The organism is Pseudomonas sp. P4_C8 (genome assembly GCF_056401975.1).
This window is the reverse complement of sequence record NZ_JBFUIH010000042.1, coordinates 1-22,251: the sequence shown is the minus strand read 5'-3', so window position 1 is coordinate 22,251 and position 22,251 is coordinate 1. Positions and strand designations below refer to the sequence as shown.

The window sequence follows — 22,251 nt, the reverse complement described above, 5'->3', positions numbered from 1 at the left end:
TGAAAAACCAGGGGTGTTGTCTAGTTGAGTCAGTTAGACGCTCAGTCGAGAGACGGGAGTGCCGGCAACTCTTTGGTCGCCAGGGCACGAGCCTCCTCTGGCGGCACACCCAACGCCCGCAGCACCAGCTCGGCGGTGTCAGCGCCCGATTCGCGCCACGTTCTATGACCTTCTAGTACGAGGAAAATTGAGCCAAGCACGCTGCTCGATATCAGCGTCAGTACTGAGAGCAATTGCTCCTGCGCAAACGTGTACCGCCCAGTGGAAAGTCCGCTCAGAAGATCCGTAGTCGCTTGGCTGCTGAACATTTCGCGCAACGAAGCATTGCTCATGGCGAATTTGTGGATGAATGCTCCCCACTGGGAGTCCTCATGAGCTCGACGAATGAAGAATCGAATGCCATTGGCAAGGCGCTGAGCGGGATCAGACAGTGAATCGAAGCTCTTGTTGACGCGCTCATGCATCTCCCTCGCAAGATGGCTGGCGACCGCCTCGAACAGGCTTTCCATGCTGTCGATGTTGCTATAGACCGTTCCGCGCGCCACTCCTGCCTCTTGTGCGAGGTCGAGAATGTTCACTTGTGAGGTGCCTCGTTCAGCAAACAGGCGAAAGGCGGCTTGATGAATGCGGCGCTGTGTTGGATTTAGGGATTCCACGGTTCTCTCTCCAGGATTACCTTATGGACAGATTGAACACTCGTGTTCATTTTCCGTCAACCATATTTTTAAACGTGTAGGTTTTTCTGTCTGAAAATCGGCCACAGCCGAGTCAATTAAAGTCCTACGCCATTGACACAATTGAACACGCATGTTCAATTGTGTTGTGTTTCAGGCTTGCCTTCTCGGCACATCAAGCCCTGCGATGGTTGGCCGACTTTTCATTAGCTGAAGGACAGAACATGACCGGCTCAAAGCTCTTCAAACCGCTTCGATTGCCTAACGGCACGGTGATTCCAAACCGAATCGCCAAGGCTGCCATGGAGGAGAATCTTGCCAATGAGGATCACGCTCCAGGGGAAGCGTTGGTTAATCTTTATCGGCGTTGGGCTGAGGGTGGAGCCGGTCTGATCATTACGGGCAACGTCATGGTTGATCGCCACGCCTTGACCGGACCGGCTGGCGTGGTGCTTGAGGACGATCGGAACCTGGTGAATTTCCGGCGATGGGCCGATGCCTGTCGCAGTCGTGGAGCCCAGGCCTGGATGCAAATCAATCATCCCGGACGGCAGCTATTGGCTTCAATGGGGCAACCGGCAAGGGGCCCCTCCGCAGTTGCGGTCGATATACCCGGACTGTCAAAAGCTTTTGTGCCGCCCAGGGCCTTGAATGAGCAGGAGATCGAAGAGCTGATTGAGCGCTATACCCAAGCGGCGGTGTTGGCAGAGCGCGCCGGATTCACTGGCGTGGAGATTCATGCAGCGCATGGCTATCTATTCAGTCAATTCCTGTCGCCCTTGACCAACCAGCGTAACGACCGCTGGGGCGGTAGCCTGGAAAATCGTGCGCAAATTCTGCTGCAAACCATCGACGCAATACGTCAGCGAGTGGCACCGAGCTTTTGCGTCGCGGTGAAACTCAATTCCGCTGATTTCCAGCGGGGTGGTTTCGATGCCGAGGATGCGGCTCGTGTAGTGGAAATGCTCAATACCAAAGCGGTCGACTTGGTCGAGTTGTCTGGTGGCAGCTACGAAAGCCCGGCGATGCAGGGGCAAACCCGCGATGGCAGCCGCTTGGCTCGAGAAGCGTATTTTCTCGAGATCGCGCAAAGAATAGGAGAAATAGCACGCATGCCGCTGATGGTCACTGGCGGCGTGCGCAGAAAGGAGGTCGCGGAGCGAGTGGTGAGCGGCTCAGTGTCGATGGTCGGACTTGCCACTGCGCTGGCAATCGAGCCAGCCCTGCCGAAACAGTGGATGGCCGGTCGGGACATCAAAGTGGAGCCCATTGTCGTTCACTGGAAGAACAAGGCGCTGGCATCGCTCGCAGTGGCGTCGGTGATCAAGAAGCAGCTTGGCTTGTTGAGCCAAGGGAAACGGACACAACCTGGGACGTCGCCACTTATGGCACTGATAGGTAATCAGCTGAAGTCTCGTCGCCAGGCGAAGAGTTATCGGAAATGGATTGATCAAGCCTGGCAGATCGAGGGTGACACCAAATCAGGCGGGTAGCGGTTTTCCGGCGATTTTCCTGGCTCTGGCAGGCGTAACGCCCAGAGCCTGGAGAATCATTTCCGCGACCCGCAGATCGTGCTCCGCCACCGCACGGCCCTCGACAACTGAGCGCATTGCTCCGGTTGTGCACGACAGAACTATGTCCATGGCGACCCCTTCATCCTCGTAAGCAAAAGTGCCCGCACGCAGCCCCTCACGCAGATCGCCAAGTACATGGGCAGCCAAACGCGAGCGCATTGCCTGGTCGAAATGGATGATGCGCAGCAGCGCATTCGCCCATTGGTGGTCGGCGGCGGCTCGACATACAAACATACGTACGCCGATCGAAAGCCGCTGCGCACCGCACTGAACGTCCGAGTTCAAAACGGAAATGGCGTCAGAGAACTCAGCGGCCATGGCAATGCCAACCGCCTCGAGTACTTCGTCGCGAGTCCGAAAATAGTTGTAGATGGTGCCGTTGGATACCGCTGCCTCCGCAGCTACTTCAAGCAGTGCGATCTCCCCCACCTCCTTACGCGCGATAAGACGCAATGCCGCGTCCACCAGGCCGCGACGGGTGCGCTCACGCTTCTTGTGCCCCCTGGTGAGAGGTTCTGGCGCAGTAGCTTCTAAAGGAGGTGTGGGGGAATGCATGATTAAGCTCGTAATCTAATCGGCTCGTTGATGGTAATGGAAACGCTGTCAGAAGTGGCGCCATCACTCATCAGCAGACCCCTGCAGTCTTGAAGGAGCCTGCTTGCCTCTGTGCCTGGGGCGTGATGCATGATGATACGGTCCGGACGAACGGCGACGAGTGTTCCTTTCGCAGCCAGCGGCAGGATGTCATGGTTCATGTCTTCGATGAAGTCACAACTGCCGCCGGAACGTTGGCCGCGGGGTCTAACCTCTAAGAAGTGGCCCCCCATCTTTTCCCAGGAAACGATCTGATCAGTGGTGAGCAGTGACAACGGGTCAACACCGAATCCAACCAGGGTCAGGTTGTCTCCCAGTGTATCGTCGCTCAGCTTGATCTGCTTTTGCAGGGTGCGAACCCAAGCTTGGGGAAACAGGCTGCCACGTACCAACTTGTCACCCCGACGATGCTGCACGAACAGGCCGTGCTTGAAGGTGTTCTTCGGCTTGATGTCCAACTGCTCGAAGTACCTCCTGGTAGCGGGAGTCAATGCCAGCATACGCATCAGGCCGTGGATGAAGAAAGCCGCGATCTTGTTCTTGGGCATTACCAGACGGCCCATGAGTTTTGCCAGATCGATCATCGCCTGAGCATGCGGGCGGCGCTCTACATCATAGGTATCGAGTATCGCCGGCGCGGCGTGGCCACGAAGAACCCAAGCCAGCTTCCAGGCAAGGTTGGCACCATCACGAAGGCCCGCTACGAGACCTTGCCCCACAAAGGGCGGGGTGATATGTGCGGCGTCGCCGACAAGGAAAGTACGTCCCTTGCTGAATTTGTTGCAGCAACGCGCGTGGAATCGATACACCGCCTTGCGCTCGATTTCCAGTTCCTGCGGATCGACCCATGGCGCAATGAGCCGCGCGATGCTTTCCGGGCTTTCCAGCTCTTCCCGGGATTCTCCGGGTTGCAGCATGAATTCCCAGCGCTCCCTTCCACCGGGGGCGGGCATGTGCGGCGTGGGCCGCCGCGGATCACAGAGAAACTCAATGTGATCAATGGCTGACTGATGCCGGTTCTTGGCATCGACAATCAGCCAATCCTCTGCATAGGTTTGTCCTTCGAACTCCTGGCCGATCAGCGCCCTGACCTTGGAGCTGGCGCCGTCCGCACCGATCAGGTACTGGGCGCGAACAGAATGCGATTGCCCATTTTGATCCCGTACGGTGGCGACCACGCACTTCGCTTCTTCGACCAGACTCTCCAGCTCGAAACCACCCAGGCTGGTCACTGATTTCAGCCGGGAAACCTGGCCACGCATCGCTCGTTCGAGGTCGGGTTGATAGAACGTCACAAGCTTGGGATGGCCATCGATACACCCTTCAGTATTGGCCCGACCGAATTGACCGAGGACCGGAGAGTGCATCTTCACTTCAGGGATAACGATCTTCTCAAAAGCGTCCTCCGACAATCCGGCGAGTTGCAGGATGCGCAGGGCCTCGTTGTCCAGAGCGATGGCACGAGGCATCAGTACGATTTCATGGAGCTTATCCAGCACCAAGGTCGTAACCCCATAGCGGCCGAGCAGCGCCGCGATCGTTGCACCTACCGGACCGTTACCGACGACCAGCACGTCGACGGCGGAGGGAGGCAATTCGGAATCTTTTTTGTTGTTGTTCATTTCGAGCCCTTGTTGTGATTGAAGTCGTGAGGCGCGCAGGTCTCATCGTCAGGCAGGGTTCAAGGTATGCAATATTGAGAGATATTTCAATATTGATGTTTTTGTCATTAATTTTTGAGATCATGGAAAAGCCGTGATATGACCGACCGGACGAGCTGAGATACAGGCGTAAGTGGCCGCGGTCAGGCGAAGAAGGCTGGTGGCGTGAAGTTGCGCGCGTGTCAGTTTCCGACCGACGTCGCTTGGCTTCAGAGCCGATCAGCGTTGTCATGGGTGCAATGGCCCAGGACTGAAGTGCGTGGCTGCCAGGGCCCCAGCCGAAGTTGGAGAACAGTCGGTGCAAGAAGACGTGTCGACAGGACCAGAACGGCAGGAATATTGTTTTTTTCAACACTGGATCACGTGCGAATCTTCAGCGCACCACCATGTTTTAAGTCTTTAGGAATCAACCGTGGCGCGTCCGCAGCCCCATCCGACACCCGTCCTGCTTGACTTCGGCGAGTTCGAACTCGACGAAGCCAACGCTTGCTTGTTGCGTGATGGGCAAGCGGTGGCGGTGGCACCGACCCCTTTCCTGTTGTTATGCGTGCTCGCACGCCAGCCGGGGTCGCTGGTATCCAAAGACGCCTTGCTGGATGCCGTGTGGGGGCATCGATTTGTCAGCGATTCGGTCCTGAAGACGGCCATCAGCGATCTGCGCAAGGTGTTGAGCGATGACCCCAAGCATCCTCGTTTTATTGAGACTGTGTCGCGGCGCGGCTATCGCTTCATTGCCGTGTCGCCCCCTGCTGCTTCGATGCCGCCTACATCCACGGCGGTTACGGCGACCGACACACATCCGTTTCCGTCATTCATCGGTCGCATTGACGAGGTCTCCAGGCTGCAACGGGCGTGGGAGCGGGCTAGTGGGGGCCAGCGGGCCGTGGTCTGGCTTGCTGGAGAACCGGGGATCGGCAAGACCACGTTGATCGAACATTTCCTCGCCGGCCTTGGCGGCATCGCCTGCGCACGCGGCCATTGCATGGAACACTTCGGCACCAGCGAACCGTACCTGCCGGTGCTGGAGGCGTTGGCCGAACTGTGCCGCAGCGACCCGACCCTGCCGGCGTTGTTGCGCGAAGTGGCACCAACCTGGCTGCTGCAATTGCCCTGGCTGAGTAGCACGGAGGAGCGAGACGCATTGCGGCGCGAACTGGCCGGCGTCGGCCCGGAACGCATGCTGAGGGAATTCGGTGAACTGTTGGACCGCTACACAGAGCTGCGCCCGCTGTTGCTGGTGACCGAAGACCTGCACTGGAGCGACCGGGCGACGGTTCAGCTGATTAACTACATGGCGCGACGCCGTGGCCCCGCACGGCTCATGTGGCTGTCAAGTTTCCGCCTTGCCGAAGTGGTGGCGCTCGACCATCCGCTCAGTTCATTGCGTCACGAACTACGTCTGCAACGCTTGTGCGAGGAAGTGGTGCTCGACCCGTTTTCCGAAACCGAGGTCGCCGACTATGTGGCGCTGCGTTCAGCCTCACTGGCACGCGATGAAGCCTTCGTGCGCGCCCTGCACGAACGGACCGACGGCGTGCCGTTGTTCGTTTCCTCAATCATCAGTGAAGTGATGGATGCAAAAGAAGACGAAACCACCATCGAAGCTCGACTGGCGGATCTGGCGGTTCCCGACAACCTGGCCGCCATCATTGATCACTACATCGCCAAGCTTGGTCCGGAACAACGTACTCTCCTTTCGGCGGCTGCGGTGTGCGGGGCCGACTTCCGGGTTGAGACGGTTTCGCTAGCCCTGGAGCGCAATCTCTCTTCAGTGATCGGTGCCTGTGAGGAACTGATGCGTGAGCAGGTATGGCTCACACAATCGCGGGCTCCCGATGTTGACGAGGCGGTAGAGCCTCCTTACTCGTTCCGACACGCCCTTTTTCGCCAGGTGCTGTATGACCGCACGCCGCGTTCGTTGCGCATCGATCTCCATGGCCAGGTTGGCACTGCCCTCGAACGCGAGCGCTCGGCCGGTGTGTCGGTTGCGGCCTCGGAACTGGCGATGCACTTCGACCGTGCCCGGCTGCCGATGATCGCGCTGCGCTACTACGCCGAGGCCGCAGAAGCCGCGCTACAACACTTCAGCCCGGACTTGTGCATCGGCCTCACTGAGCGCGCCCTACTCCTTCTTATGCAGGCACCCGAAGGGACGGAGCGCGATACGCTCGAAATTACCTTGGCCACGTTGCAGGGGGTTTCGGCCTTCCACATGTTTGGTGTCGGCAGCGAAGCCAAGGGCGCTTTCGAACGGGCGTACACGCTGCTCGCGTATGTACCCGAGCACCCTATGCGCGGTCGCCTTCTGCACGGATTCGGCTATCTGCTCGGTCTGCGCGGCGACTATTCGCAGGCTTTGGAAGTGGCAGAGCGTGCTGAAATTCTCTCCCTAAACGCAAACGATCAAGAGCTCATGCTGGCAGCGTGCATCGTTCAAGGCGAGGTGCATCACCTCCAGGGCCGCACGAAAATGACACGCAGCTGGTTAGAGCGCGCCCTCACGATCGCCGAGCCGCTGGGCATAGGGACAAACGAGATCTTTGCGGCAGATCCCCAGGTCATGCTGCACGGTATGCTGGCCATCGAGCTGGTGCGGTCGGGCCTGATTGAGCAAGGGCGAACCCATTTGCAGCAAGCAAGAACCCGCGCGCATACGCTTGAACAACCTATGACATGGCTGGTCGCTACCTGGCAGGAGGTGTTGATCGAGGTACGACTGGGAAACCCTGTGCGGGTGGCAGCGCTGGCTGACGACATGCAGAAGCTCGTCGATGAATATTCGCTCGCGCTCGGACGCACGGCTTGCCGCTGGTGGCGCGGCTGGGCCGACGCGCGCAACGGTGCCCCCCACGACGGCTACCGGCACATCCGTGAGGCCTACGAGGAACACACCGGACTCGGTATGCGCTCCGGTGCCAGCGAAGTACTCGGCTACGCCGCCGAGGCGCTGCTACTGGCAGGCGATTACAACGCAGCGCACGTTGAATTGCAGGAAGCCTTCCGGGTGGGAGAGGAACTGGGCGAACGCGTATACCTGCCGCAGTTGTTGCTGCTGGAGGCCGCGATCGCGCGAGCTCAGGGTCGATCGGATGCCAGCAGCGTGGCGGTGCGGCGTGCGATTGAGGAGGCACGCGCCCAGGAAGCATCGTGGCTGGAGCTGCTCGCAATGGTCGAGCTGAGTGAGCATCACGACGTTACAACCGAAGATCACCTGGCATTGGTGAAGCTGATTGACCAATTGCCCGAAACTGACGGAACCGAACTGGTGAAACGTGCGCACTCACTGCTTCTGGCTGCTAAGTCGACTTGAAGCGACGGCGTATCCTTCATCGCCTGGTGAACTGATATCGCGCCCACTCAGCGTGGCTAAAACCACGTGACCACCAGCGTTCCGCTGGTCACCGTCTCAGTTTTGTGGGTGCTGTCCCGACTAAACCCTGACCTTTCGCTTACGACTTCTCCCGGGGGGCGGCTTACGCTGGCATCGAACTTTCTCGATCCCCAGGTCTGCGATGAGCCTTAACCCTGAATCCAAATACCCGAGCCGCCGTTCATACGTCGTCAAGTTGCGCAGTGATGCCGAGCCGGACGCCCTGAAGGGCCGGCTCGAAAACCTGGTGACCGGGCGTCAGCGCGAGTTCTCGTCCGCCACAGAGTTGCTCGAGTCAATTGGCGCGGATCTGACGTCAGCAACCGGTGAGCAGGCAATAGAAAGCGACAGCAAATGATCCTTTCCGGCAACGACATACAGAGCGCATGGCGACCGAACGGTGACGGTTCGCTGACGACTTTGCGTACACGGTCCCCCTACGCTGACGCCACCTCGAACTACACGAGTCCATTTCTAATGCCGCGACTTTCCACCCCCCTTCCGCTGCCCCGCCATACCGGTGGGATAACCTTGCAACGGACCAAGTGCTCAACTGGGTTCGCCATGGCGGCAGCCCTTGTCACTTCGATCGCCCTCGCCCTTTCCGGTTGCTCCGCGCCGGTCGTCAAGCCATCGCTCGACGTACCGAGCCACTTTGCCGCGAGTACGGCCTCCGAGATGGAGCCCGAGGCAGCTTGGTGGGAGGTCTACCACGACCCGTTGCTGACGGATCTGGTGCGCCGAGCCGCGCGTGAGAACCGCGACGTCAAGATTGCCGCCGAACGCTTGCGTGCAGCGCGAGCCGGAGAAACGGTCAGCCAGTCCTGGCTGCTCCCGAGCGTCGGCGCATCCGTCTCCGGCAGCGACCGCAGCAGCGGCTTCAACTCGGCCGTAAAACAGGGCTATCCGGATATCAAGACCGCCAGTGTGGGTCTGGACGTCTCGTGGGAACTCGATCTGAGCGGCCGTCTGCGAGCCGGCGCGGCGGCGGCAGACGCCGATGCGCTAGCCGCGGAACACAGCATGCGAGGAGTACGCCTGCTGGTGATGAGCGATGTCGTCAGCAACTATTTCACACTGGTCGGTGCACAACGCCAGGTCGCGACGCTACGCGCAATCTCGGCGATGCACGATGAAACGCTGCGCTTGGTTACCGCGCGTCAACAGGTGGGGCTGGCATCCGCATTCGACGTCGAACGCGCACAAACCGACGCCTTGTCGGCGCGGGCGCAGATTCCGCCGCTGGAAACCCAAGTGGCGGTGGCACGCCACCGTATCGCGGTGCTGATCGCCGACCAGTCTTTCAACACCACAAACATCCAGCCTCCGAGCGCAGACTTGGCCGACGTACCCCAGGCCAAGCCCGGGCAGCCCGCCGAGTTGCTGCAACGCCGACCTGACGTACTGGTGCTGATGGCACAGCTCGACGCCGCCAATGCACGTCGCCAGCAAGCGAAAGCTGAGTGGTTCCCGCAACTCTTCCTCGGCGCGTCCTTTGGCCGCCAGGGCCTGAGCCTGAACGGTGCCGATCTTGGCGTTGCGCGCTTCACTAACGTCGCGGGCCTGCTGGCGATGCCGCTCTTCAATGCTGGGCGCACGCAAGCGATCAACGAAGCGGCTGAAAGTGCTCAACAAGAGGCGCTGCTGCGCGCCGAAGACGGCATCGTGCGGGCGCTCGAGGATGTGGAAAACGCCCTCGTCACGCTTGCGCAGGAACGCCGCCGTTCCGGGTCGCTGCAATTGGCCGCCGCGTCTGCGGAGACGGCACAGAATCGCGCTCAATCGCTCTATAACCGCGGGCAGATCGACCTGTTGCCTCTACTGGATTCGCAGCGCGCGCGTCTGACTGCACGCCTGAGTGCCAACGAAAGCAACACCCGACTGCTGCTCGACAGCGTGCAGCTTTACAAAGCACTGGGCGGGGGCTGGCAGGTGTTCGAACAACCCGCCAACTCAACCGCGTCCGCTAAAACCGACCGGCCACCACTTTCCTAAGTATTTGTCGTTTTCCAAAGAGGAACCGTCTTGAAGAATTCCCTTACTGCGGCCGGCGCCTTGGCCGTCGCCGTGATGCTTTGCGCGTGCAGCCCGGACCAGCCGTCCGTGCCGGCCCCCAGAGCGGTACGTACCGTTGAAATCAACTACGACAATGCCCGCGACGTCAGTCGCTACGTGGGCACCGTGCAGTCGCGGCACGAAGTCGAGCAGTCCTTTCGGGTGGGCGGCAAGGTTGCCCAGCGCAAAGTTGATGTAGGTCAGACGGTGCACGAAGGCGACATACTGGCTGTGCTGGACGACAGCGACTACCGTCTCGCGGAGGAAGCGTCGCAACAGCAGTGGGCTGCTGCCGTGGAGCAGACGCGTCAGGCGGAATCGGATCGCCAACGCCTGACGGCCCTGAAGGCTGATGGTTCAGTCAGCGCGGCCGACGATGAGCGTGCGCATACCAATGCCCAGACCACACGCGCGACCGCCGAGGCCGAGGCGCGAAAACTTGAGCTCGCACGCAACCGGCTTAAGTACACCATACTGCGCGCCTCCCGTAGCGGCGTGGTCACGGCGGTACGCATCGAAGCGGGACAGGTCGTGGCGGAGGGTCAGCCAGTGATCTCGGTTGCGAATCCGGACGAATCCGAGATCGTCATCGATGTGCCCGAGGATCAGCTGTCCACCTTCAAGGAGGCGCGTTTCAAAGCCTCGCTGGCCAGTGCGCCGAACGAGACCTTCGATGTCACCCTGCGCGAGCTGTCGCCGCAGGCTGCAACGCAGACGCGCACCTATCGCGCCCGGCTCAAGCCGGTGCAGGCGCTGCCGCTCGGCGCCACTGCCACGGTTATGGCCGAGCGCGAGATGACCAGTGTCTCGGTAGCGGCGGTGCCAGCCACGGCACTGACGCAAACCGGCGGCCAGCCGGCGCTGTGGGTGGTCACGCCCGAGGGCAAGAATCCGGTGGGCACTGTCGAACTGGTGCCTGTGGCGGTATTGGGCTATCGCAACGATGAGGTGCTCGTCTCCGGGCCGCAGGCCGGAGTATTGGTCGTCACCGCCGGGGTGCAGAAGATGGCATCCGGACTAAAGGTCGCGCTTCCCGGCACGGCGATTGTTGATGCGAACGCCACGCAGCAGGCCGCCCGATGAACAATCTCAACCTCACCGACTGGGCGCTGCGCCATCGCGCCATTGTCCTGTTCATGCTCCTCATTGTCGCGGCGGCCGGTGCGTTCAGCTTCACCCGGCTCGGCCAGCTCGAGGATCCGAACTTTTCCGTGCCCTCCATGACCGCCATGGTCATCTGGCCGGGCGCCACTGCCCAGCAGTTGCAGGACCAGGTCCTCAACCGCATGGAGAAGAAATTCGAGCAGATCGACAACTTCGAGAAGGTGGTCACCTACGCGCGGCAGGGCTACGCGGGCATGACGCTCACCGTGCGCGGCGGAACCTCCAAGGCTGACCAGCGCGAGGCTTGGTACCAGGCGCGCAAGAAACTCAACGACCTGAGCCTGGAGATGCCTGACGGCGTGATCGGCCCGATCCTGAACGACGAGTACGGCGACGTGTATGGCCTGATGTACGCGGTCAAGGGCGACGGTGTCGGCCACGCCGACCTGTCGGACGCGGCCGAAGACATCAAGCGCCAGATGCTGAAGGTGCCGATGGTCAAGAAGATCGATCTTATCGGCAAGCAGGCCAAGCGTATCTACGTCGAGTTCTCGCACGAGCGCCTGGCAGCACTGGGCATTACACCACTGGCCATCGCCGAAAGCCTCAAGAGCCAGAACGCGATGTTGCCCGCAGGCCAGATTGACACCCGTGGCGACCGCGTCATGGTGCGCGTGAGTGGCCAATTCGCCAGCGAAGAGGCTATCCGCAATGTCCCCATCTCCGCGGGCGGCCGGCTGATCAAGCTCGGCGACATCGCGACCGTTACACGTGGCTTCGAAGATCCGCCGACCTACACGGTCCGCCACAACGGCCAACCAGTGCTGATGCTCGGTATCACAATGACCAGCGATGGCAACATCGTGGACCTTGGCAAGGCGATGGACACGGCAGTCGCCAAGATCCAGTCAGAACTTCCGCACGGCGTGGAGCTGGAGCTGGTGGCTGACCAGCCAACGACGGTGAAAGATGCAATCCTGGACTTCGGGCGAGCACTGGCCGAGGCGCTGATCATCGTGATCGCTGTAAGTCTGGCCAGCCTGGGCTGGCGCGCCGGCCTCGTGGTCGCAGCCACGGTGCCGCTGGTGCTGGGCGGCGTGGCGTTGGTGATGCTGGCGATGGGCTGGAACCTCGAACGCATCTCGCTCGGCTCATTGATTATCGCGTTGGGACTGCTGGTGGATGACGCCATCATCGCCATCGAGATGATGGTGGCGAAGATGGAAACCGGCATGGACCGCGTGAAAGCGGCCGCCTTCTCCTATCAGTCCACCGCCATGCCGCGCCTGACCGGCGCACTCATCACCGTCGTGGGCTTTCTGCCGATCGGCCTCTCGAAGTCCACCACCGGCGAGTACGCAGGCGGCATTTTCTGGATCGTCGGTGCCGCAGTGCTGTTCTCGTGGATCTGCTCCGGCATCTTCACGCCGTACCTGGCGGTCAAGATGCTGCCCAACGACTTGGGCAAGCACCAGCACGGTGGTCAGCACGACACAAAGTTCTACCGCAACCTACGCCGCCTGATCGACGCCGCCATCGAGCACCGCTGGATGGTCATAGGTGCGACGGTTGGCGCACTGGTGCTTGCCCTCGCTTGCATCAAGTTGGTGCCGCAGCAATTCTTCCCCAACAGTTCGCGCCCTGAGCTGGTCATTGACTTGCGCGTCAAGGAAGGCGCCTCGTTCGCCGCAACGACCGAGCAGGTTAAGCACATGGAGGAAATCCTGGCGAAGGACGAGGACGTGCGTTTCTATACTGCCTACACCGGCGCCGGCGCGCCGCGCTTCTATCTCTCGCTCAACCCCGAACTGCCGAATCCGGGATTTGCCCAATTCGTTGTGATGACCAAGGACCTGGATGCACGCGAGCGGGTACGTGCGCGGCTGGTGACCTCGGCCGACCAACAATTCCCACAGGCATGGGTGCGCGTGACCCGGCTCGAGTTGGGGCCACCTGTCGGCTACCCGGTGCAGTTCCGCGTGGTAGGCCCCGATACCCAGGTGGTGCGCAAGATCGCCCGCGATGTGGAGAACGTGGTTGCGTCCAACCCGAAGGTGCGCGACCTCCAGCTCGACTGGAACGACCCGGTGCGCACGATGAAGGTGGAGCTCGATCAGGACAAGGCGAGCGCGCTTGGCCTCACGCCGGCCGACGTGTCGCTGGCGACCCAGACCGTGATGAACGGCGCAACCCTGTCGCAACTGCGGGAGCGCGAGGACCTGATCGACATCGTAGCCCGTGCCGTACCGGAGGAACGCTTGAACCTCGACACACTGAAAAACATCAACCTTTACACACGCCAGGGCACGGTGGTGCCGCTGTCGCAAGTCGCACAGGTGCGCTCTGAACTGGAAGAGCCGGTACTGTGGCGCCGTAACCGCGACATGGCGATCACTGTGCGTGCCGACGTGAAGGATGGAGAGCAAGGTGTATCGGTGACGCAGGAAATCCAGCCATTGCTTAAGGACATCGAAGCCAAGCTGCCGACCGGTTACCGCATCGATGTGGGTGGAGCGGTTGAGGAAAGCGACAAGGCCAACAAGGCGCTACTCGCGGTGGCACCGCTGATGCTGATCACCATCCTGCTGTTACTCATGCTGCAATTGCAGAACTTTTCCCGCATGTGGATGGTGCTGCTAACCGCACCGCTGGGCCTGATCGGTGTGGTGCCCGCACTTCTGGTGTTTCAATCGCCGCTGGGCTTCGTCGCGATCCTGGGCATCATCGCTCTGGGTGGCATGATCATGCGAAACGCGGTGATCCTGATCGATCAGGTACAAATCGAAATCGCCGAGGGGCGTGACCCGTGGAATGCTGTGCTGGATGCCGCCATTCACCGAGCGCGACCGGTAATGCTGACGGCACTGGCCACCGTGCTCGCAATGGTCCCGCTCACACGTAGCGTCTTTTGGGGGCCGATGGCGATCGCGATCATGGGTGGCCTCACTGTGGCGACGCTGCTGACGATTTTCTTCGTCCCGGCGTTGTACGCCGCATGGTTCAAGGTGGGTCGCCAGACGGCCGCGGATACCCAACAGGTACGGGGAAACACTGCGCTTGCTTCCAAGTGATGAGTGCCGTGACCTTTGCCCCCCGACCTCACCGCTATTAGAGAGGTTTGTTAAGCGCCGTTTCTGAAAACAACCCAGGTCAGCCGTGAGGTACTGCGAACGTTACTGTCGTTCGCTCCTCGCGGCTCACAGGAAAGACTGGCCATAAATAGCTGCTGACGACAGACTGATATCGGCCAATTCTGTTGAAAAAGTCGGCCATGGTTTGCGCATCAGAAAAGTACGCGTCCGAGATTGAAATCTTTACTTTTGGCAGAGGCTTCCTGACTCGGATTTCACGTAGCAGCGTGCAGAAAAGGCGTTTTCACCAGTCAATGATCAGGCAGTTTGGGCAGACCGATTTTTCAACAGAATCGGCCAAAAGCGGCCCAGAGTGTGTAAAAACGCATTCGCGAACCCTTGCTATGATTTCTGAGGATTTCATCGCAGGGATCGCCCATGAAGCGCTTTATCCAAGGTGAACATCGAGGCCAAGGCACCTTACTTCCCGAGAGCCTCGACGACTACGTCAGCGATACCAACCCGGTGCGCGTAGTCGATGTCTTCGKCGATGAACTCGACCTGATCGTCTTGGGTTTTGACGGCGCTATTCCAGCTGACACAGGCCGGCCGGCTTACCACCCCGCAATCCTGCTGAAGATCTACATCTACGGCTATCTCAACCGTATTCAGTCGAGCCGACGACTGGAACGGGAAGCCCAACGCAACGTCGAGCTGATGYGGCTGACTGGACGTTTGMTGCCTGATTTCAAGACCATCGCCAACTTCCGAAAAGACAACAGCAAGGCTATCCGAGGCGTCTGCCGTCAGTTCGTTGTGCTGTGTCAGCAGTTAGGGCTGTTCGGAGAAAATCTGGTCGCCATCGACGGCAGCAAATTCAAGGCCGTCAACAACCGTGACCGCAATTTCACCAGCGCCAAACTTAAACGGCGCATGGAAGAAATTGAATCGAGCATCAGCCGTTACCTGACGGCACTCGATACTACCGATCGGCAAGAACCAAACTCCTCTGAGCCCAAGGCTGTGCGGCTGGAAGAGAAAATCGCCAAGCTCAAAACTCAAATGAAAGAGCTTCAAGCGATCGAAATCCAGCTCAATGAATCGTCGGATAAACAGGTCTCACTGACCGACCCAGACGCCCGCTCCATGATGACACGCGGCACGGGAATCGTCGGCTACAACGTGCAAACAGCGGTCGATACCCAGCACCATTTGATCGTTGCGCATGAGGTGACCAACGTCGGTTCCGACCGCGATCAACTCAGCTCGATGGCCAGGCAAGCCCGCGAGGCGATGGCGTCAGATACGTTGTCGGTAGTGGCTGACCGAGGTTACTTCAAAAGCGAACAAATCCTGGCTTGTCACGATGCAGACATCACCGCCTATGTGCCCAAGCCGATGACCTCTGGAGCCAAGGCTGACGGGCGTTTCAATAACGATGCGTTCATCTATGACGCGGCAAAAAACCAATACATTTGCCCGGCTGGCGAGGCGCTGATCTGGCGCTATTCCAACGTTGAAAAGGGCCTGAAGTTGCACCGCTACTGGAGTTCGAAATGCCAGGGCTGCGCGTTGAAATTGCAGTGCACACCGAGCACGGAACGCCGGGTTCGACGCTGGGAGCATGAAGCCGTATTGGAGGAGATGCAGCTTCGGCTGAGCAAAGCACCGGAGATGATGCGAGTCCGGAAACGGACTGTTGAGCATCCCTTCGGGACGCTCAAACAATGGATGGGCGCGACGCACTTCCTGACGCGAAAGCTGGCCGGGGTGAGTGCGGAGATGAGCTTGAATGTGCTCGCCTACAACATGAAACGGGTCATGAAAATCATCGGTGCCAACGGATTGATGAAAGCGCTGACAGCCTGAAAAAGGCTGATTTTGGCCCGTCCCAATAGCTGTAAAAACAGCGTTGGCGTGTTCCAGGTCGCGACTAATGCGATCCGCGGCATCGACTGCACAATCGCTCAGTCAACGAACGTCGATGATCGAAAGCGATGAGGTCATGAGCATTTTTACACACTCTGGGCCATTAGCGGTCACTGGTTGCGCCTCAAATCCGCCATCAGCAAACGTCCACCCAACCCGCACAACCCGTCATGACACCTGCTGACGTTCTATTCAGACGCTTCATTGTCTTCGGCGACTGGATGGCCCGCTAGATTCGCGACGCGGTAACGAGGTAAGTCAATTGGACGGTGAGATCGATCCTGATGCCGAGCGCGGTAATGAAGATGACTTCTGGCCAGGACAGAGCCGTCAGATCAAATGCATGGGGCAAACCCGCGCCGAAAAAAACGACGGCTTTAAATTACTCAGCGTCAGCACGGCTCCGGCGAGAAGGCCCGGCCTGCTGAGCGCTTTGGAGGTGCCTGCATTTGTTCGGTGTTCTTTGACCATAAGTTCCAGGCGATGAACAGGATAAAGGCAACGCCGAGCCATTTCACCGCGATGAAGACCGACTCAAACTGCAGGGCCAGTGCTGATAGTCCGAGGGTGGCGACCAGCAGCCCAGGCAAACTGATCTACAGGCCGCGTTGACGTCGAGGTGCGTGGCTAATTCAGGATGAACAGGTCCCCTTCCACATCCGTATCGCCGTGTTTACGACTCTGCGCCGCAGAGTCGTAGAGGATCAGCAGGACCTCCCCAAGCTGCTCGCCCGATTCGAACAAACACATGCCCTCAGCGTGATCATTGCCTTGCCCAAAAGGCACCTCCAGCACCTTCTCCAATTGATCCGTAAAGACCACGCTTTCCTCGTCGGACGCGAAACCGCCGCGCCAGCGGAAGACCGTTACCGGACCATCCTGGTCCATGGTGGGACCCGCCAGGATCAGCAGATCGTCACCGCTAGTGCACAGGTCACGCAAGCCCAGACCATTTAGCGCGAAGAAGTGCTTGCGATAGCGGCGCCCATCCGGACCGATCTTCTTAAGCACCAGCGTGTCAGTCGAGGCGTCGTTCAGCTCAGGTTCTATCTCCAGCAACACAGCCCAGCCGCGAAGGACCGGTCCACGTAGCCCTAGCAGAAGACGCGAGCCAATCACCACCAACCCTTCGATATCAAAGCCGTTGTCTTTACCCGGGATACTCAGGAAGTCGCGTAGTTGAGGATCTTCAGCAATGGCCGTGGTCAGGTCGTTACTGACCTCGTTGCCATGTAGCTGCGCCGCCGTACGTCCATCGGCGTCCACCTTCCTGGCGAGTGCATAGCCGTCGTTCTGCCGGACCACAGGGATGCGGGCCAGCAGAAAGCGATTGCCCTGCGCCTCTACCGTCGATAGGCGCTTGATATTCTTCTGTGCAGGAGTGCCGGCCTCTGCCTTCTTTCGCTTCAGGCTATGGGAGCCCACCAACCAGAGGTAACCACTGTCATGGGTATAGGCCAACCCCTCGATATCGATCTCGGCGTCTTGCTTCGGTAGGGGCAGATCCAAATACTCCAGGAGCTGAAACGATTGGTGCTCATCGCACCTTACGACGTCGCCGGGCGCAGCATCCTGGATTTGCAGGCGTTCCAGGCTCGTGGTTTCGTCGTTCGCCACCCAGAGTGTGTCGTCAATCTGCTGAGCGACCGAAAGGCCATTGCGCAACGACGCAAACGCCGGATCAAAGCTCAACAGCGCAAAATTGCTTCGGTGGCTCATGAGCAGTCTCCTGTCTTTATGGCGCGGCGTGCCGGTTATTCAGAACCGGCTTCTGAGCGTGTTCTTCGTCCAGTGCATGCACTCATCCTAGCCGACCCGTCCACCGCTGATGGCTTAGGTCCCTTCGCTGCAGCTGCTAAGCAACCCGGATTAGTTCCATCAACTCCCAAAATAGCCGACTAACGGTGACCCCCGTAGGCACAAAGCCTGCAATACCCACCTCGACGAACATTTGACGTCAATCTACCGCCATACGGGTTTCCTAATCAGCAGACCCAATTGACACAGCTCAATAGCGTCGGTTCGAGCGCAACTGTGGCCGCAACATTCCCCGCATACAGGATTATTGACATGATCGACCTCGCCACCTGGAATTTAAGCATCCCTGAAGGCAGCCCACCGGCTACCATAGAAACGCCTCGACTGGCGCAAGGCTTCAAGGACCAGTATTTCAGTTCTGAAGCCGCTACCCTTTCCTTCTGGGCACCTGTGACCGGTTCCAGGACGGCCAACGCTATTTACCCGCGCAGCGAGTTGCGGGAAACCTATAGCGATGGAACGCTGCGCAACTGGCAGTATTCAGCGGCGGATAACATTCTGCGGGCGAGTCTGACCGTCAATCAGGTGCCCAGCACCGGCAAGATCGTGATTGGTCAGATTCACAACAAGGACAGCAACAGCCCCATGGTGAAGCTGGAATACCAATACAAAACGTCGACTTCGACTGGAAACATTGTCGTCAAAGTGCGCATGCGCCCCGACGATGAAGAGGGCCAGGTCATTACCATTGCGACGGGTGTGCCGCTCGACCGCAACTTTTCCTACCAGATCCACCTCAGCCCGAAGGGCGCTCTGGGCATCAGCGCAGCAGGATACAACTGGAGAACCACCATCGACCCGAGCTGGAAGACCAAACCACTGTATTTCAAAGCGGGTGCGTATGTGCAGGACAACACCGGCTATCCCACCGAGGGCGGAAAAGTGACGTTCAAGATGCTGGAGATCCAACACAACATTTAGTCGCTTCTTTAGGTCACTACCATTGGCACGCCGATCCGAAGGGTGAAGACTTTAGTGGATTTCCTCGTCGATCGGCTACCAAGTGGCTAGCTGTCAGTGAACTCAACCGCGCGGGCGGCAGATGCCCTCGAAAAACACTAAATTACGAAACGCCCGCTAAACGATTTAGCCAATCTGTTGCGTCGACCGGTTGAATCCACAGCCATAAGCGGTCGGTCGTGACCGTCTGCTGTGGGTCGTTTTCAGCCGGTCGCGACAGGCAGCAATCATCCAATCCGCTCTTCCCAGAGAGATCTCGCGACCCTCGTCCCGAAACCTTCTCGCCCGCATAAACCTTCCAAGCTATCCCATCCGTTGCTGCTTTAGCAGAATCCTCAAAAAACAAAATGATTGCACTTGGCCATTTCGTGACCGATTGGTTTTCGCTGTGAACGCTAAATTGGCACGTGTCGATATCAGGCAAGGAGGCGGCGTGAACAGGCAACTGAATTGTCGAACAAGCCGGGTAAGGTGGCGCGTCTTTTCATAGAAATAACCACATAGCGACGATGGGTTTGATAAGAACTGCAGCGTTTGAAGGGTGCCACTTTTAGGAAGCGGCAGCAGGAAACGATGATGATCCGTTGCCCCCATCAATTCGCTTAAATGTCGATCAGCAGAGAAAAAAAAACCAATGATCAGCCCGAGTTCCAAGGATTCGAATGGCCAATTGGCGCAGGGCTTCAAGCCTCGTCACGTAACAATGCTGTCAATCGCCGGGATTATCGGCGCCGGTTTATTCGTTGGCTCAGGACATGCCATTGCAGCTGCTGGCCCAGCAGTCCTGTTGGCGTATCTATTCTCAGGTCTGCTCGTCGTTCTGGTCATGCGTATGCTCGGTGAAATGGCGGTGGCCAACCCGGACACAGGCTCGTTCTCCACCTATGCCGACCAGGCAATAGGTCGTTGGGCAGGCTTCACCATCGGTTGGCTGTACTGGTGGTTCTGGGTACTTGTGATTCCTATCGAAGCACTGGCCGCCGGCCATGTGTTGAACCAGTGGTTTCCCCAGATCGATGCCTGGCTGTTCGCCCTGGTGTCGATCATTGCGTTAGTGATCACCAATCTGTTCAGTGTCTCCAAGTACGGCGAATTCGAATTCTGGTTCGCCATGGCCAAGGTGGTGGCGATCATCGGTTTCATCGGCGTGGGTTTTGCCGTGTTGATGGGCTGGGTGCCCGAACGGGAGGTCAGCGGCTTGAGCGGCCTGATGGCCGAACACGGCGGGTTCGCCCCCAACGGCCTGTCGGCGGTGGTGGGCGCCTTCATCACCATCATGTTCAGCTTCATCGGGACCGAGGCAGTGACCATCGCCGCCGCCGAATCCGACAATCCCTCGCAGAACATTGCCAAGGCCACGCGTTCGGTGATTTGGCGCATCGGCGTGTTCTACCTGTTGTCGATTTTCGTGGTCATCTCCGTGGTGCCCTGGAACGATCCGCTGCTCGCCCAGGTAGGCTCCTACCAGCGGGCACTGGAGATCATGAACATTCCCCACGCCAAGTTCATGGTGGACGTGGTGGTGCTGATCGCCGTGGCCAGTTGCATGAATTCCTCGATCTACATTGCTTCGCGCATGCTGTACTCGCTGGGCCGTCGTGGCGATGCGCCGAAGGCGCTGAAGGCGACCTCCTCCGAAGGCGTGCCGCGGGCAGCGGTCATCGCCAGCACCGTGCTGGGCGCGGCGATCACCGTGTGGAGCTACTTCATGCCCGCCGGGCTGTTTGACTTCCTGCTGGCCAGCTCCGGCGCGATTGCCTTGCTGGTGTACCTGGCCATTGCGGTGTCGCAGCTGCGCATGCGCCGGATGTTGCATCGGCAGAACGTTGAGCTGACCTTTCGCATGTGGCTGTTTCCATGGCTGACGTGGCTGGTGATTGTGTTCATTTGCGCAGCGCTGGCAGTCATGATGATCACACCAGAGCACCGTACCGAAGTCAGCACAACCATTGGACTGGCGCTGGCGATTTCCTTTATCGGCCTTGTGACGTCGCGTCACCCTGCGCAGGCTGCGAGGGTGACGTCAGTGGGATAAAACCAAGGAGGTATTTGCGCCAAACCTAATACTCCTTACGCCAAGGCTGGGGGGTATTACAAGCTCCTGCGTCTCAGGCCGTAATCGCTCTTTGTGAGGACATGACCACGATGTCATCGAACTCCACCGTGTCCGACGGTACGACTCAATCCGTTGGTTTTCTGCTGTTGGATAAATTCACACTTATTTCCCTGGCGTCCGCAGTAGAGCCACTGCGCATGGCCAATCAGTTGTCGGGGCGAGAGCTATATCGCTGGCATACGTTCAGCCCCGATGGAGAGCCTGTCTGGGCCAGTGATGGCGTGCCGATTACCCCAGATGCTTCGTGGAACAATCCATTGGTGGCGGACACTGTAATCGTGTGCGGTGGTGTTGGAATCCAGAGCGTGATTACCCGCGAGCACATTACCTGGCTGCAAACCTTGGCGCGTCAATCCAGACGGTTGGGAGGTGTGTGCACCGGTAGCTGGGCGCTCGCAAAAGCCGGGCTGCTCGACGGCTACGAGTGCAGCGTGCATTGGGAATTTTTGGCCGCCATGCAGGAGGCTTTCCCACGAGTCAGCATCAGCGCGAGTCTCTTCACCCTCGACCGAAACCGATTCACAAGCTCCGGGGGAACAGCGCCGCTGGACATGATGCTGCACCTGATTGGTCGCGATCATGGTCGTGAATTATCCGCAGCCATCTCTGAGATGTTTGTTTACGAGCGCATACGCAACGAACAGGACCATCAGCGCGTTCCGCTTAGGCATGTGCTGGGAACTCATCAGCCTAAGCTGCAGGAGATCGTCGCGTTGATGGAGGCCAATCTCGAGGAACCGATCGACCTGGATAACCTTGCAGAATACGTTGATCTGTCACGTCGACAGCTAGAACGGCTATTTCAGAAATACCTTCACTGTACGCCGTCACGCTACTACTTAAGGTTACGTCTTATTCGAGCGCGACAACTGCTTAAGCAAACATCATTGTCGATCATAGAGTTGGCGTATGTATGCGGTTTCGTGTCCACACCACACTTTTCCAAATGCTATCGCGAGTACTTTGGTGTTCCACCAAGCGACGAGCGTTCCGGCACTGAAATGAGTCGCAAACCGGCAACGCTTGCGACTACGCAGCAGTCATCAACTAAACAACTGGCAGCGCTCGACCAAGCACGAAACGAATCGACTTTTGCCAGTGTTCGAATGATTGATCGTTCCGATTTGGCGCAATCGTGCTGATAGGACGTCCCTGCCGCCCCATTCATCCGTAGTGCCTGGGTTTACTCAATAAGATCACGCAGGAGATTTGACGTGCACATTGGTGTTCCTCTCGAAACCCAGACGGGTGAAACACGGGTTGCTGCAACCCCTGAAACCATCAAGAAGCTGATCGGCCAGGGTCATAAGGTCACTGTGCAAAGC

Annotated in this window: 15 protein-coding genes; 11 read left to right on the top strand and 4 right to left on the bottom strand. The window is 58.8% G+C overall.

Annotation, left to right across the window (positions count from 1 at the left end):
* Window positions 1-41 precede the first annotated feature (41 nt).
* Window positions 42-656 (bottom strand): TetR/AcrR family transcriptional regulator, encoded by a 615-nt coding sequence (locus AC1DWM_RS23390; protein WP_223517700.1) that lies wholly within the window; start codon window positions 654-656, stop codon window positions 42-44.
* Window positions 657-898: 242 nt separating this feature from the next.
* Between AC1DWM_RS23390 and AC1DWM_RS23385 the strand changes: the two genes are divergently transcribed.
* A complete protein-coding gene (locus AC1DWM_RS23385; RefSeq protein ID WP_223517702.1) occupies window positions 899-2,167 on the top strand; it encodes an NADH:flavin oxidoreductase/NADH oxidase family protein in 1,269 nt (422 codons plus the stop codon).
* Here the strand turns inward: AC1DWM_RS23385 and AC1DWM_RS23380 are convergent.
* Together AC1DWM_RS23380 and mhpA are read right to left on the bottom strand one after the other, a co-directional pair.
* Entirely contained in the window at window positions 2,156-2,803 is a 648-nt protein-coding gene (locus AC1DWM_RS23380) for a TetR/AcrR family transcriptional regulator (RefSeq protein WP_477796237.1), read from the bottom strand. The genes AC1DWM_RS23385 and AC1DWM_RS23380 overlap by 12 nt on opposite strands.
* Before the next feature lie 2 nt (window positions 2,804-2,805).
* A complete protein-coding gene (mhpA, locus tag AC1DWM_RS23375) occupies window positions 2,806-4,464 on the bottom strand; it encodes a bifunctional 3-(3-hydroxy-phenyl)propionate/3-hydroxycinnamic acid hydroxylase MhpA (RefSeq protein ID WP_477796236.1) in 1,659 nt (552 codons plus the stop codon).
* 451 nt (window positions 4,465-4,915) lie between these two features.
* Here mhpA and AC1DWM_RS23370 point away from each other — a divergent pair, with 451 nt between their 5' ends.
* The 6 genes from AC1DWM_RS23370 (at window position 4,916) to AC1DWM_RS23345 (ending at window position 15,972) form a co-directional block, all read left to right on the top strand.
* Complete coding sequence (locus AC1DWM_RS23370) at window positions 4,916-7,813, top strand: ATP-binding protein (RefSeq protein ID WP_477796235.1); 2,898 nt, start codon at window positions 4,916-4,918, stop codon at window positions 7,811-7,813.
* A gap of 202 nt (window positions 7,814-8,015) precedes the next feature.
* Window positions 8,016-8,231 carry a hypothetical protein gene (locus tag AC1DWM_RS23365; RefSeq protein WP_223517706.1) on the top strand — a complete coding sequence of 72 codons (216 nt, stop codon included), beginning with the start codon at window positions 8,016-8,018 and terminating at the stop codon, window positions 8,229-8,231.
* A 206-nt stretch (window positions 8,232-8,437) separates the two neighbouring features.
* A complete protein-coding gene (locus AC1DWM_RS23360) occupies window positions 8,438-9,868 on the top strand; it encodes an efflux transporter outer membrane subunit (RefSeq protein WP_477796234.1) in 1,431 nt (476 codons plus the stop codon).
* A gap of 30 nt (window positions 9,869-9,898) precedes the next feature.
* The gene (locus AC1DWM_RS23355; RefSeq protein ID WP_223517708.1) at window positions 9,899-11,011 is read left to right on the top strand and encodes an efflux RND transporter periplasmic adaptor subunit; all 1,113 of its coding nucleotides are present in this window, start codon (window positions 9,899-9,901) and stop codon (window positions 11,009-11,011) included.
* Window positions 11,008-14,103, top strand: a complete 3,096-nt coding sequence (locus AC1DWM_RS23350) for an efflux RND transporter permease subunit (protein WP_477796233.1) — start codon at window positions 11,008-11,010, stop codon at window positions 14,101-14,103. The genes AC1DWM_RS23355 and AC1DWM_RS23350 overlap by 4 nt, the downstream gene beginning before the upstream one ends.
* Before the next feature lie 438 nt (window positions 14,104-14,541).
* Window positions 14,542-15,972, top strand: coding sequence for an IS1182 family transposase (locus AC1DWM_RS23345; protein ID WP_477796232.1), 1,431 nt, complete (start codon window positions 14,542-14,544; stop codon window positions 15,970-15,972).
* A gap of 687 nt (window positions 15,973-16,659) precedes the next feature.
* On the opposite strand, the gene AC1DWM_RS23340 is transcribed toward AC1DWM_RS23345, so the two are convergent.
* A complete protein-coding gene (locus tag AC1DWM_RS23340) occupies window positions 16,660-17,751 on the bottom strand; it encodes a DUF3616 domain-containing protein (RefSeq protein ID WP_477796231.1) in 1,092 nt (363 codons plus the stop codon).
* Between the two features lie 351 nt (window positions 17,752-18,102).
* Between AC1DWM_RS23340 and AC1DWM_RS23335 the strand changes: the two genes are divergently transcribed.
* The 4 genes from AC1DWM_RS23335 to AC1DWM_RS23320 all read left to right on the top strand — a co-directional run.
* Entirely contained in the window at window positions 18,103-18,771 is a 669-nt protein-coding gene (locus tag AC1DWM_RS23335) for a polysaccharide lyase family 7 protein (protein ID WP_223521503.1), read from the top strand.
* A 673-nt stretch (window positions 18,772-19,444) separates the two neighbouring features.
* Entirely contained in the window at window positions 19,445-20,845 is a 1,401-nt protein-coding gene (gene gabP / locus AC1DWM_RS23330; RefSeq protein ID WP_223521505.1) for a GABA permease, read from the top strand.
* Window positions 20,846-20,955: 110 nt separating this feature from the next.
* Window positions 20,956-22,068: a choline metabolism transcriptional regulator GbdR gene (gene gbdR, locus AC1DWM_RS23325; protein ID WP_411741879.1), complete on the top strand. Its 1,113-nt coding sequence runs from the start codon at window positions 20,956-20,958 to the stop codon at window positions 22,066-22,068.
* Between the two features lie 72 nt (window positions 22,069-22,140).
* Window positions 22,141-22,251: hypothetical protein (locus AC1DWM_RS23320; protein ID WP_477796251.1), on the top strand; the 111-nt coding region annotated here is incomplete at its 3' end.